Source organism: Leisingera sp. ANG-M6 (genome assembly GCF_000813905.1).
Taxonomy (GTDB): domain Bacteria; phylum Pseudomonadota; class Alphaproteobacteria; order Rhodobacterales; family Rhodobacteraceae; genus Leisingera.
Genome location: NZ_JWLG01000015.1, coordinates 268,422 through 280,955, shown reverse-complemented (window position 1 = coordinate 280,955; position 12,534 = coordinate 268,422). Strand labels below are relative to the sequence as shown.

Annotated in this window: 10 protein-coding genes; 6 read left to right on the top strand and 4 right to left on the bottom strand. The window is 65.1% G+C overall.

The annotated features are described in order from the left end of the window. The first annotated feature begins 4 nt into the window (after positions 1–4). The 6 genes from RA24_RS14060 (at position 5) to RA24_RS14035 (ending at position 9,729) form a co-directional block, all read left to right on the top strand. Positions 5–439, top strand: a complete 435-nt coding sequence (locus RA24_RS14060; RefSeq protein WP_036762486.1) for a GFA family protein — start codon at positions 5–7, stop codon at positions 437–439. Continuing rightward, positions 436–4,968, top strand: a complete 4,533-nt coding sequence (gene gltB / locus RA24_RS14055; RefSeq protein WP_039192285.1) for a glutamate synthase large subunit — start codon at positions 436–438, stop codon at positions 4,966–4,968. The genes RA24_RS14060 and gltB overlap by 4 nt, the downstream gene beginning before the upstream one ends. A gap of 99 nt (positions 4,969–5,067) precedes the next feature. Beyond that, positions 5,068–5,805 (top strand): monofunctional biosynthetic peptidoglycan transglycosylase, encoded by a 738-nt coding sequence (mtgA, locus tag RA24_RS14050; protein WP_019297523.1) that lies wholly within the window; start codon positions 5,068–5,070, stop codon positions 5,803–5,805. Positions 5,806–5,871: 66 nt separating this feature from the next. Beyond that, positions 5,872–6,537, top strand: a complete 666-nt coding sequence (fzlA, locus tag RA24_RS14045; RefSeq protein WP_019297524.1) for an FtsZ-binding protein FzlA — start codon at positions 5,872–5,874, stop codon at positions 6,535–6,537. Positions 6,538–6,606: 69 nt separating this feature from the next. After that, positions 6,607–7,650, top strand: a complete 1,044-nt coding sequence (gene queG, locus RA24_RS14040) for a tRNA epoxyqueuosine(34) reductase QueG (protein ID WP_039192283.1) — start codon at positions 6,607–6,609, stop codon at positions 7,648–7,650. 72 nt (positions 7,651–7,722) lie between these two features. After that, complete coding sequence (locus RA24_RS14035) at positions 7,723–9,729, top strand: hydantoinase/oxoprolinase N-terminal domain-containing protein (protein ID WP_039192282.1); 2,007 nt, start codon at positions 7,723–7,725, stop codon at positions 9,727–9,729. 147 nt (positions 9,730–9,876) lie between these two features. Here RA24_RS14035 and msrA read toward each other — a convergent pair whose 3' ends face one another. The 4 genes from msrA to RA24_RS14015 form a co-directional block, all read right to left on the bottom strand. Next, on the bottom strand, positions 9,877–10,392 hold the full coding sequence (gene msrA, locus RA24_RS14030) for a peptide-methionine (S)-S-oxide reductase MsrA (protein WP_039147517.1): 516 nt from the start codon (positions 10,390–10,392) through the stop codon (positions 9,877–9,879). Beyond that, the gene (gene msrB / locus RA24_RS14025) at positions 10,389–10,838 is read right to left on the bottom strand and encodes a peptide-methionine (R)-S-oxide reductase MsrB (protein ID WP_019297528.1); all 450 of its coding nucleotides are present in this window, start codon (positions 10,836–10,838) and stop codon (positions 10,389–10,391) included. Before msrB ends, msrA begins: the two co-directional genes overlap by 4 nt. A 101-nt stretch (positions 10,839–10,939) precedes the next feature. Beyond that, complete coding sequence (locus RA24_RS14020) at positions 10,940–11,503, bottom strand: DUF4202 domain-containing protein (RefSeq protein ID WP_039192279.1); 564 nt, start codon at positions 11,501–11,503, stop codon at positions 10,940–10,942. A gap of 112 nt (positions 11,504–11,615) precedes the next feature. Further along, the gene (locus tag RA24_RS14015) at positions 11,616–12,521 is read right to left on the bottom strand and encodes a DMT family transporter (RefSeq protein WP_019297530.1); all 906 of its coding nucleotides are present in this window, start codon (positions 12,519–12,521) and stop codon (positions 11,616–11,618) included. Positions 12,522–12,534 lie beyond the last annotated feature (13 nt).

Sequence of the window (12,534 nt, the reverse complement as noted above, 5' to 3'; positions counted from 1 at the left end):
GGAAATGAGCGAGTTGAAGGGACAATGCATGTGCGGCGCGGTGACCGTCACCGCCACCCCGGCGCGCGCGTCCGTTTCCGCCTGCCACTGCGAAATGTGCCAGCGCTGGGCCAGTGGCCCGTTCCTGAGCTTTCAGGCGGCCAGCGGCTATGCGGCGCTGGGGCCGGTGCAAACCTATGAGTCCTCCGGCTGGGCCGAGCGGGCGTTCTGCGGCAAATGCGGATCGGCGCTGTGGTACCGGATGACCGCGGGAGAACATAAGGGCCAGACGCAAATGTCGGCTGGCCTGTTTGAAAACGCAGGCGGCAACGAGTTGCGCCTGGAACTTTACATCGACAAGAAGCCAGCGGGCTACGCCTTCGACAGCAGCAGCCGGAAACTGACCGGCGCCGACGTGATCGAGATGTTTGCCCCCTCCGTAGAAGGAACCAGCCAATGACCAAATATGATGCCGATTGGGTGCGCGCCGAGGAAGCCAAGCGCAAGTGGATGGCTGAAAACGGCCTGTATTCCGAGGAAGAAGAGCATTCCTCCTGCGGCGTGGGCCTGGTGGTCTCGGTCGACGGCAAGAAAAGCCGCAAGGTGGTTGAGGCCGGCATCGACGCGCTGAAGGCGATCTGGCACCGCGGCGCGGTGGATGCCGACGGCAAGACCGGCGACGGCGCGGGCATCCATGTGCAGATCCCGGTTCCGTTCTTCTATGACCAGATCCGCCGCACCGGCCACGAGCCGCGTCAGGATGAGCTGATGGCGGTGGGCCAGGTGTTCCTGCCGCGCACCGATTTCGGCGCCCAGGAGCGCTGCCGGACCATCGTCGAGACCGAAGTTCTGCGCATGGGCTATTCCATCTACGGCTGGCGCCATGTGCCGGTCGATGTGACCTGTCTGGGTGAAAAGGCCAATGCGACCCGTCCCGAAATCGAGCAGATCCTGATCTCCAACGCCAAGGGTGTGGATGAGGAAACGTTTGAGCGCGAGCTGTATGTGATCCGCCGCCGGATCGAGAAGGCGGCCAATGCGGCTGCGATCTCGGGCCTCTATATCGCGTCGCTGTCCTGCCGCTCGATCATCTACAAGGGGATGATGCTGGCGGAGCAGGTGGCCGTGTTCTACCCGGACCTGATGGATGAGCGGTTCGAGAGCGCCTTTGCGATCTATCACCAGCGCTATTCCACCAACACCTTCCCGCAGTGGTGGCTGGCGCAGCCGTTCCGGATGCTGGCGCACAACGGCGAGATCAACACGCTGAAGGGCAACCTGAACTGGATGAAGAGCCATGAGATCCGCATGGCGTCGGCGACCTTCGGTGACTATGCCGAGGACATCAAGCCGATCGTGCCGGGCGGTGCCTCCGACTCTGCCGCGCTGGACGGCGTGTTCGAGGTTCTGGTGCGCGCGGGCCGCTCCGCGCCGATGGCAAAGACCATGCTGGTGCCGGAAAGCTGGTCCAAGCAGGCGGTGGAACTGCCGCAGGCCTGGCGCGACATGTATTCCTACTGCAACTCCGTGATGGAGCCCTGGGACGGCCCGGCGGCGCTGGCGATGACCGACGGCCGCTGGGTCTGCGCGGGTCTGGACCGCAACGGCCTGCGCCCGATGCGCTATGTGGTGACCGGCGACGGGCTGGTGATTGCGGGCTCTGAGGCGGGCATGGTGCCGGTTGACGAGGCATCGGTGGTCGAGAAGGGCGCCCTGGGCCCGGGCCAGATGCTGGCCGTGGATATGGACAAGGGCAAGCTGTTCCGCGACACCGAGATCAAGGACAAGCTGGCGCGCGCGCTGCCGTTCGGCGATTGGGTCAAGCGGATCAACGATCTGGACGCAACCCTGGCCCAAGTGACCGAGCAGCCGCTGTTCAGCGGCGAGGAGCTGCGCCGCCGCCAGGTGGCCGCGGGCTACACGATTGAGGAGCTGGAGCAGATCCTGGCGCCGATGGCCGAGGACGGCAAGGAATCGCTGGCTTCGATGGGCGACGACACCCCGTCTGCGGTTCTGTCCAAGATGTACCGGCCGCTGAGCCACTTCTTCCGCCAGAACTTCTCCCAGGTGACCAACCCGCCGATCGACAGCTTGCGTGAATTCCGGGTGATGAGCCTCAAGACGCGCTTCGGCAACCTGAAGAACGTGCTGGACGAGGACAGCTCCCAGACTGAGATCATCGTGCTGGAGAGCCCGTTTGTCGGCAATGCCCAGTGGGACAAGCTGGTGGAGCAGTTCAACGCGCCGCTGGCAGAGATCGACTGTTCCTTTGCGCCGGGCCGCGGCTCGCTGAACGCCGCACTGGCGCGGATCCGGGCCGAGGCCGAGGAAGCCGTGCGTTCCGGCGCCGGCCATATCGTGCTGACCGACCAGCATTCCGGTGCGGACAAGGTGGCGATGCCGATGATCCTGGCAACCTCTGCCGTGCATTCGCATCTGACCCGCAAGGGCCTGCGCACCTTCTGCTCGCTGAACGTCCGGTCTGCCGAATGCATCGACCCGCATTACTTTGCGGTGCTGATCGGCTGCGGCGCCACCGTGGTGAATGCCTATCTGGCTGAGGATTCGCTGGCGGACCGCATTGAGCGCGGGCTGCTGGACGGGTCGCTGACCGACAATGTTGCCCGCTACCGCGAAGCCATCGACCAGGGCCTCTTGAAGATCATGGCCAAGATGGGGATCTCGGTCGTGTCGTCCTACCGCGGCGGTCTGAACTTTGAGGCAGTGGGTCTGTCCCGCGCCATGTGTGCGGAATATTTCCCGGGCATGACCTCGCGCATTTCCGGCATCGGTGTCACTGGCATCCAGACCAAGGCGGAGGAAATCCACGCAAAGGCCTGGAAGGCGCCGGAAGGCATCCTGCCCATTGGGGGCTTCTACAAGGCGCGCAAGTCGGGTGAGACACATGCGTGGGAAGCGACCTCCATGCATATGATGCAGATGGCTTGCAACCGCGCGTCTTATGAGCTGTGGAAGCAGTATTCGGCGAAGATGCAGAGCAATCCGCCGATCCACCTGCGCGACCTCTTGCAGATCAAGCCGCTGGGCAAGGCGGTGCCGATTGAGGAAGTGGAATCGATCACCTCGATCCGCAAACGCTTCGTGACCCCCGGCATGTCCCTGGGTGCGCTGAGCCCGGAGGCGCACAAGACGCTGAACGTGGCGATGAACCGGATCGGCGCCAAGTCGGACTCGGGTGAGGGCGGTGAAGATCCGGCACATTTCGTGCCGGAGCCGAACGGCGACAACCCCTCTGCCAAGATTAAGCAGGTGGCGTCGGGCCGCTTTGGCGTCACTGCCGAATACCTGAACCAGTGCGAAGAGCTGGAGATCAAGGTGGCCCAGGGCGCCAAGCCCGGCGAGGGCGGCCAGCTGCCGGGGATGAAGGTTACCGACCTGATTGCCCGCCTGCGCCACTCCACCAAGGGTGTCACGCTGATCTCGCCGCCGCCGCACCACGACATCTATTCGATCGAGGATCTGGCGCAGCTGATCTATGACCTGAAGCAGATCAACCCGCGCTGCAAGGTGACGGTCAAGCTGGTGGCATCTTCGGGCGTTGGCACCATCGCGGCCGGCGTGGCCAAGGCGAAGGCCGATATCATCCTGATCTCGGGCCACAACGGCGGCACCGGGGCGTCGCCTGCGACCTCGATCAAATACGCGGGCCTGCCGTGGGAGATGGGCCTGACCGAGGCGCATCAGGTGCTGGCGATGAACAACCTGCGCGACCGGGTTACGCTGCGCACCGACGGCGGCCTGCGCACCGGGCGTGACATCGTGATGGCGGCAATGCTGGGCGCCGAGGAATACGGCATCGGCACCGCGGCGCTGATCGCCATGGGCTGCATCATGGTGCGCCAGTGCCAGTCCAACACCTGCCCGGTGGGGGTTTGCACTCAGGACGAGAGCTTGCGGGCCAAATTCACCGGCAGTGCGGACAAGGTGGTGAACCTGATCACCTTCTACGCCCAGGAAGTGCGCGAAATCCTCGCCTCCATCGGCGCCCGCAGCCTGGATGAGGTCATCGGCCGCGCCGACCTGCTGGCGCAGGTGTCGCGCGGTTCTGCGCATCTGGACGACCTGGACCTGAACCCGCTGCTGATCACCGTCGATGGCTCCGCCAATATCGTCTACAACCGCGACAAGGACCGCAACGCGGTGCCGGACACGCTGGATGCGGAGATCGTGCGCGACGCGGCCCGCTTCCTGCAGGACGGCGAGAAGATGCAGCTGTCTTATGCGGTGCAGAACACCCACCGCACCGTGGGCACCCGCACCTCCAGCCACATCGTGCGCAACTTCGGCATGCGGAATTCGTTCCAGCCGGACCACCTGACAGTGAAGCTGCAGGGTTCTGCCGGCCAGGCGCTGGGCGCCTTTGCGGCGCCGGGGCTGAAGCTGGAAGTGTCGGGCGATGCCAACGACTATGTCGGCAAGGGCCTGTCGGGCGGCATCATCGTGGTGCGCCCGCCGCAGGTGAGCCCGCTGGTGGCGAGCGAAAACACCATCATCGGCAACACCGTGCTGTACGGTGCCACCGATGGCTACCTGTTTGCGGCGGGCCGCGCGGGCGAGCGTTTCGCTGTCCGCAACTCCGGCGCCAAGGTGGTGATCGAGGGCTGCGGGTCCAATGGCTGCGAATACATGACCGGCGGTGTTGCGGTGATCCTGGGCTCGATCGGCGCCAACTTCGGCGCGGGCATGACCGGCGGCATGGCCTATCTCTATGATCCGGAAGGCAAGGCTGCGAGCCTGATGAACATGGAATCGCTGGTCACCTGCCCGGTCACCGTGGCGCATTGGGAGGCGGAGCTGAAAGGCTTGATTGCCCGTCACCTGGACGAAACAGGAAGCCGCAAGGCTGCAGAAATCCTGCAGCATTGGGAGAGCGAGAAGGCAAACTTCCTGCAGGTCTGCCCGAAGGAGATGCTCGACAAGCTGCCGCATCCTGTGATGCAGGAGCAGGCCGCGGTTCCGGCGGAATAAGCCAAGTTAGAGACGAAAATCAGAACCCCGCAGGCAAATGCTTGCGGGGTTTTCTTTTTGGCGGTTGGTTCCCGGGGGCATGCTGGCCTATAGAGAGTCATGGCGAAGGCAGTGGCAAAGAAAAAGAAATCCAAGAGCAGCAAGAAGGCGGCAAGGCTGAAGGTCCAGCCGCTGCGCTGGCTGCGGCGCTGGGTTTTGCGCGCGGTGCTGGCGGTTTCAGCAGTGTTCCTGCTGCTGATCCTGCTTTATTCCGTGGTGAACCCGCCGATCACCCACACCATCTGGGCTGAACAGCGCCGCTTGGGCGAGGTGGACCGGATGTGGGTGCCGCTGGAGGAAATTTCGCCGGTGCTGGCGCGTTCTGTCGTGGCGGCGGAGGATGCGCAGTTCTGCCGCCATTGGGGCTTTGATGCCCGTGCCATTCAGGCCGCGATCGAGGCCGGCGGCAGCCGCGGTGGCTCGACCATCTCGCAGCAGGTTGTGAAGAACGTGTTCCTGTGGCAAGGCCGCAGCTGGCCGCGCAAGGTGCTGGAGACGCTGCTGACGCCGGTGGTTGAGATCTTCTGGAGCAAGCGGCGCATTCTTGAGGTTTACCTGAACGTGGCCGAAATGGATGAGGGCGTGTTCGGCGCCGAAGCGGCAGCGCGCAAGTATTTCGGGGTTGGCCCGGATCAGCTGAGCGCGCGGCAGGCGGCGCTGATTGCCGCGGTGCTGCCCAATCCCAAAGAGCGGTCGGCCCGCAAGCCCTCAAACTTTGTGCAGCGCCGGGCGCGGCAGATCCAGGACGGGGCGGCCACCATTCGCGCAGACGGGCGCGCGGATTGTTTCGAGGATTGAATCTTTCTGCTGCCCAAGGCATTGCTGAAACAACCGTTGTAAGTTTTCTGGAGACCCCCTGTAGCCATGGCGCGCCTGTACCACGTTCCCCTGTCCCCCTATTGCCGCAAGGTGCGGCTGTCGCTGGCAGAGAAGAAGATCGAGGTTGAACTGGTCGAGGAGCGCTACTGGGAGCAGGACCCGGACTTTCTGCGCCGCAACCCGGCCGCCAAGGTGCCAGTGATCCGGCTGGACGGCCAGATGATGGCCGAAAGCGCGGCGATCTGCGAATACCTGGAGGAAACCCGGCCCGAGCCGCCGCTGATGCCCAAAGATGCCGAGGGCCGCTATGAGGTGCGCCGCCTGGTGAGCTGGTTTGACGACAAGTTCCACCATGAGGTCACGTCAAAGCTGCTGTATGAGCGGGTGAACAAGAAGATCACCGGCGAGGGTTATCCCGACAGCCGCAACGTCAAGGCCGGCGCCAAGGCGATCAAATACCACCTGGATTACATGGCCTGGCTGCTGGACCACCGGCGCTGGCTGGCCGGGGATATGATGACGCTGGCGGATTTTGCCGCGGCGGCGCATTTGTCGTCGTTGGACTACATCTCGGATGTGGACTGGAACCGCTCGGCGGTGGTCAAGGACTGGTACGCCAAGATCAAGTCGCGGCCTGCGTTCCGGTCGATCCTGGCGGATCAGGTGCCGGGGTTCCGGCCGCCGCCGCATTACACCGATCTGGATTTCTGATATCAACCGGTTGAGGGGCGCTGCCCCCGCGGCCCTGATGGGCCGCTCCCCCGGAGTATTTGGGCAAAGATGAAAGACGGGTCGGGCCTTAAAGAAAAACTGGTCGCTCAGGCGCTGGCCGAGGGGTTTGTGTCCTGCCGCATCTGCCGCCCTTGGGATGTGCCGCAGGTGCCGGGGCGGCTGCAGGCGTTTCTGGACGCGGGCTATCACGGGCAGATGGGGTGGATGGCGGAGCGCAGCCATTGGCGCGGCGACCCGGCGCAGCTGTGGCCAGAGGCGCGGTCGGTGATCATGCTGGCCGAAAGCTATACGCCTGAGGAGGATCCGATGGCGGTGGTGGGGCAGGCGGACCGCGGCGCGGTCTCGGTTTATGCCCGGGGCAAAGACTATCACGATCTGGTCAAGAAACGGCTGAAGCGGCTGGCGCGCTGGCTGATTGCGGAGGCCGGGGCTGATTGCGAGGTGAAGGTTTTTGTCGATACCGCGCCGGTGCCGGAAAAGGCGCTGGGCATGGCGGCGGGGCTGGGCTGGCAGGGCAAGCACAGCAATCTGGTGAGCCGCGATTGGGGGAATTGGGCCTTTTTAGGGTCTGTTTTCACCACACTGGAGCTGCCGGCGGATCGTGCTGAACCGGACCGCTGCGGGTCTTGCCGGGCCTGTCTGGACAGCTGCCCGACCGATGCTTTTCCGGCGCCCTATCAAGTCGATGCGCGGCGCTGCATTTCCTACCTGACTATTGAGCACAAGGGGCCGGTGGACGAAGAACTGCGCGGCAAGCTGGGCAACCGGATCTACGGCTGCGATGACTGTCTGGCGGCTTGCCCCTGGAACAAATTTGCGGTGGCGGCCAGCGACATGCGCTATGCCGCGCGCGACGAGCTGAAGGCGCCGAGGCTGGCGGAGCTTGCGGTGCTGGATGACGCTGCGTTCCGGGAGAAGTTCTCCGGCTCGCCGATCAAGCGCATCGGGCGCGACCGGTTTGTGCGCAATGTGCTGTATGCCATTGGCAATTCCGGCCTGGCGGAGCTGCGCGCGGTGGCGCAGCGGCTGGCGGAGGATCCGGACCCGGCGGTGGCGGATGCGGCGCGATGGGCGGTTCAACGGCTTTCGTGACGCAAACAGGATGGACGGGCCGCAAATAGGCGTTACACCCGGTCCGGCGAACAGAGTTTGAGAGGGCTGGGCATGGCGTTGCTGCTGGGAGTGGACACGGGCGGAACCTATACCGATGCGGTGCTGATCCGCGACGAGAAGGAGGTGATCGCCTCTGCCAAGTCGCTGACGACGCGCCAGGATTTGGCAATTGGTGTCGGCGGCGCAATCCGGGCGGTGCTGGAGCAGTCCGGGGTACAGCCGCAGGAGGTCTCGCTGGCGGCGCTGTCCACCACCCTGGCCACCAATGCGCTGGTCGAGGGTCAGGGCGGCCGGGTGGCGCTGATCTATATCGGCTTTAAGGAGGATGATCTGGACCGGCACGGGCTGCGGGACGCGCTGAAGGGCGATCCGGCCTTGGTGATCGGCGGCGGTCATACCCATGCCGGCGGCGAGGCTGCGCCCCTGGACACAGAGGCGCTGGAGCTGTTCCTGCGCACCGAGGGCCAGGGGGTGACGGGTTTTGCCGTGGCCAGTGTCTTTGCCACCCGCAATCCGGCGCATGAGGTGGAAGCAGCGCGGATCATTCATGAGATGACCGGCGCGCCGGCCACCTGCTCGCACCAGCTGTCGGCCAAGCTGAACGGGCCCAAGCGGGCGGTGACAGCGGTGCTGAATGCGCGCCTCATCGGCATGATTGACCGGCTGATCGGGCGGGCGCAGGACACGCTGCGCGATCTGGGGATCGAGGCGCCGATGATGGTGGTGCGCGGCGACGGCGCGCTGATGAGCGGCGAGCAGGCGCGGGAGCGGCCGATTGAGACCATCCTGTCCGGCCCGGCGGCGTCGATTGTCGGTGCGCGCTGGATGACCGGGGCGGATCATGCGCTGGTGAGCGACATCGGCGGCACCACCACGGATGTGGCGCTGATCAAGGACGGCAAGCCCGCGATTGACCCCGCAGGCGCGCGGGTCGGGGCGTTCCGCACCATGGTGGAGGCGGTGGCGATGCGCACCACGGGCCTGGGCGGTGACAGCCAGGTGCATCTGAACACCAGCGGGCTGTCCGGCGGGCTGACCCTGGGGCCGCGCCGGGTAGTGCCGGTCTCGCTGATTGCCACCGACGCGCCGGAGGTGGTGCATGCGGCGCTGGACGAGCAGCTGCGCAATTCCACCGTGGGCGAGTTTGACGGGCGCTTTGTGCGGGCGGTGCCGGGGGTGCCGGTGGCGGGCCTGAGCGAGCGGGAGGCCGGGCTGCTGGCGCGGATCGGGATGCAGGTGCATCCCTTGGGCCAGATCCTGCGTACCCGGATGGAGCATGGCTCCTTGGGCCGGCTGGTGGACCGCGGGCTGGTGCAGGTTTCCGGCGTGACACCCTCGGATGCCAGCCATGTGCTGGGCCGGGTGGAGGCCTGGGACCGCGAGGCGGCAGAGAAGGCGCTGACACTGTTTGCCCGCCGCCGGGTGGGCAGCGGCGACATGGTCGCGAAAGACGCGGAGACGCTGGCGCAGATGATCATTGATCAGCTGACCGAACAGACCGCTTTGACCTTGCTGGAGTCTGCTTTTGCGGAAGAAGCCGAGGATTTTGGCCTGCCAGAGGATCAATTGGCGCGGCATGTGCTGATGCAGCGCGGGCTGGCAAAGCACCGCGGGCTGCTGGCGCTGGATGCGGCGCTGAATGTGGATGTGGTGGGGCTGGGGGCCTCTGCCCCCAGCTATTACCCGGCGGTGGGGGAGCGGCTGCATTGCAACATGATCCTGCCGGAACACGCGGGCGTGGCCAATGCCATCGGTGCAGTGGTTGGGCGGGTGACCATGCGGCGCAGCGGCACCGTGACCTCGCCCTCCGAGGGCAAATACCGGGTGCATCTGGAGAGTGGGCCGGTGGACTACCAGGCCTCAGACGAGGCGCTGGCTGCGCTGGAGGCAGCGCTGGCGGGTGAGGCTCGCGGTGCAGCAGAGGAAGCGGGCGCCGAGGACATTCATATGCATGTGGAGCGGGATATCCGCACCGCGCAGGTGGAGTCGCGGGAAGTGTTTGTTGAAGGCACGCTGACGGTGGAAGCCAGCGGGCGGCCGCGGGTGGCGCACGATTGAACCTGTTTCCAGGTAGCGGGTTTTCGTGGAAAACCCGCGGCCTCCGGTGGGGGTATTTCTGACCAGAAAGAAGCGCGGGGATTGGATTGCTCTGGAAGCGTAAAGCCCCGCCGGAGGGCGGGGCTGAAGGAAGGGCCTTGTTAGAGCCTATTCTGCGGCGGCGTTCCGTTTCGGCAGCACCCAATCGGGGCGGGCGAAATGGCAGGTGTAGCCATTGGGCAGGCGCTGCAGATAGTCCTGATGCTCAGGCTCAGCCTCCCAGAAGTCGCCAACCGGCGCCAGTTCGGTGACCACTTTGCCGGGCCAGAGGCCGGAGGCGTTCACATCTGCGATGGTGTCTTCGGCCACGGCCTTTTGCCTCTCGTCCGTATAGTAGATCGCGGAACGGTAGCTCATCCCCAGGTCGTTGCCCTGGCGGTTCAGCGTGGTCGGGTCGTGAATCTGGAAGAAGAACTCCAGCTGTTCCCGGAAGGATGTGACGGTGGGATCAAAGATGATCTCAATTCCCTCGGCATGGGTGCCGTGGTTCTTGTAGGTGGCATTCGGGACATCGCCGCCGGTATAGCCGACGCGGGTGCTGATAACGCCGGGGCGTTTGCGGATCAGTTCCTGCATGCCCCAGAAACAGCCGCCTGCCAGGACGGCGCGTTCGGTGGTGCTCATTTTACGACCTCCACTTGGTTGATGTAGGCGCCATAGCCCTCGGCCTCCATGTCGTCCAGATGGACAAACCGCAGGGAGGCGGAGTTGATGCAGTAGCGCAGGCCGCCCCGGTCCATCGGCCCGTCGGGGAAGACGTGGCCCAGGTGGCTGTCGCCATGGGTGGAGCGGACCTCGGTTCGGATCATGCCGAGGGTCCGGTCTTCCAGTTCCTGGATATGCGCGGATTCGATCGGCTTGGTGAAACTGGGCCAGCCGCAGCCGGATTCGTATTTGTCGGAGGAGGCAAACAGCGGCTCGCCAGAGACGATGTCGACATAGATGCCTGGCTCCTTGTTATAGAGCAGCTTGCCGGTGCCCGGGCGTTCGGTGCCCGCGTTCTGGGTCACATAGAACTCTTCTTCCGACAGTGCTGCAACGGCGTCCGGGTTTTTGAAGTATTTGGTCATGGTGTCCTCCCGCCTGTTCGCGTTGCAGCAGAACATGGGGTCTGTAGCCGCAAATGCAAAGCCCTGTTACAGGCGGCTCGCAAAGCCGTGTGCGGGGCGGCTCAGGCGGCGAAGGCGCCGGCCAGCTCTGCGGGCAGGGTGAACTCACCCAGCACACGGGCGCGGGCGTCAGCCGACATCTTGCGGGCGGTCTTTTCGACGATGCGCTGCACCTTGTCTGCCGGGTGTTTGGCAGCGAAGGGGGCAAAATACCATTTCAGGAAGACAAAGCAGATGATGTCCTCCAGCGCCTGCACCTGATCATCGCGCTTGATGCCTTCCTTGCGCAGCATCTTTGCGGCGGCATCCACGTCTTCTGCGCCATAGCCCGCATCCTGCATCAGGGCTGTGACCACTCCGGCGTGGTGCTCTGCTTCGGCCTTGCGCCAGGCGAGGTAGCCGGCGCGGCCTTCGGGGAAGGCGCTGCGCTCCAGCTTCCAGCGCTCCACATGCTGGCCGCGGGCGGCAATTTGCAGCGGCTCGGCTGCGTCCGGGAACAGGCGTTGCTGCTCCGCGCTCATCCGCTGTCCATAGAGCAGCGCGGCGGGCTGGCCGTCTTCCAGGGTCGGATCCTTGGCATTGGCGGCGTCGATTGCGTCCAGCACCTGGGATAGTTGCGTGCTCATGCCGCGTCCTCCTGCTTATGTCTTTGGGGATCAGGTTACGGCGGAAACGCAAGGACTTGCAACGGGGCCGCGCCGCGGCAGCGGCGCCGGGCCCAAGGGGCAGGGGCGGGCGTCAGCCCGGCTTTGCCGCGCGGGAGGGCCCTGTTTGCGGCTGTGCAGGCTGGCGGGAGAGCTGGACCGCCAGGATGCCGCCGGTGACGATGGCAACGCCCAGCACGTCGAGCGGCCCCAGTTTCTCGCCCAGCAGCACGCTGGCGACGGCGACGCCGAATACCGGGTTCAGGAAGTGGAAGGTGGCGGCGCGCACCGCACCGATGCGGTTCAGGAGCAGCACCCAGATGAAGGTGGCCATCAGTCCCGGCACGATGGTGGTGTAGGTAAAGGCCGCCGCCAGCCGCCAGGTGGGGTTGACGAATATTTCCTCGCTCAGCGGTGCGGCCACGAACAGGATGGCGGAGCCGATCAGCATCTGCAGCCCCACCACCATCATGAAATTGCCGCCCGAGGTGGCGCCGCGCAGGGCGAGGGTTGCGGTGGTGAGTGCCAGCACGCCAATCACGCAGAGAAAAACACCCGTCAGGTCCACGCCGGCGCTGAGGCGGGTGCCCATGATCAGGGCGACGCCCAAGATGCCCGCGAGCAGTCCGGCGTAGCCGAGGGGCCGCAGCCGCTCTCCGAACAGCATCCAGCCGGCCAGCGCCACCAAGAGCGGCATGGTGGAGGCGATGATGGCGGCCAGGGAGGCCTCGATCCATTGCATGGCGACAAAGTTGAGGCCGAGGTAGAGCGCGTTCTGGCAGACGCCGAAGATTACCGTCGCGCGCCACTGGCCCGGAGTCAGCCGCCAGGTCTGGCCCATGGCGCGGGCAATGGCGACGCCGATCAGGCCGGAGATCAGGAACCGCACAGCGAGGGAAAACAGCGGCGAGGCATCCTGCACGATGATCCGCGCCGAGGTGAAGGCCGAGGACCACATAAGGGCAAAGGCAAGCCCCATGGCTATTGCGCGTGCGTCCATTGTCCCAACCCTT

Coding starts and splice junctions, on each gene's coding strand:
- RA24_RS14060 (WP_036762486.1), top strand. CDS start 5: ATGAGCGAGTTGAAGGGACAATGCATGTGCGGCGCGGTGACCGTCACC.
- gltB (WP_039192285.1), top strand. CDS start 436: ATGACCAAATATGATGCCGATTGGGTGCGCGCCGAGGAAGCCAAGCGC.
- mtgA (WP_019297523.1), top strand. CDS start 5,068: ATGGCGAAGGCAGTGGCAAAGAAAAAGAAATCCAAGAGCAGCAAGAAG.
- fzlA (WP_019297524.1), top strand. CDS start 5,872: ATGGCGCGCCTGTACCACGTTCCCCTGTCCCCCTATTGCCGCAAGGTG.
- queG (WP_039192283.1), top strand. CDS start 6,607: ATGAAAGACGGGTCGGGCCTTAAAGAAAAACTGGTCGCTCAGGCGCTG.
- RA24_RS14035 (WP_039192282.1), top strand. CDS start 7,723: ATGGCGTTGCTGCTGGGAGTGGACACGGGCGGAACCTATACCGATGCG.
- msrA (WP_039147517.1), bottom strand. CDS start 10,392: ATGAGCACCACCGAACGCGCCGTCCTGGCAGGCGGCTGTTTCTGGGGC.
- msrB (WP_019297528.1), bottom strand. CDS start 10,838: ATGACCAAATACTTCAAAAACCCGGACGCCGTTGCAGCACTGTCGGAA.
- RA24_RS14020 (WP_039192279.1), bottom strand. CDS start 11,503: ATGAGCACGCAACTATCCCAGGTGCTGGACGCAATCGACGCCGCCAAT.
- RA24_RS14015 (WP_019297530.1), bottom strand. CDS start 12,521: ATGGACGCACGCGCAATAGCCATGGGGCTTGCCTTTGCCCTTATGTGG.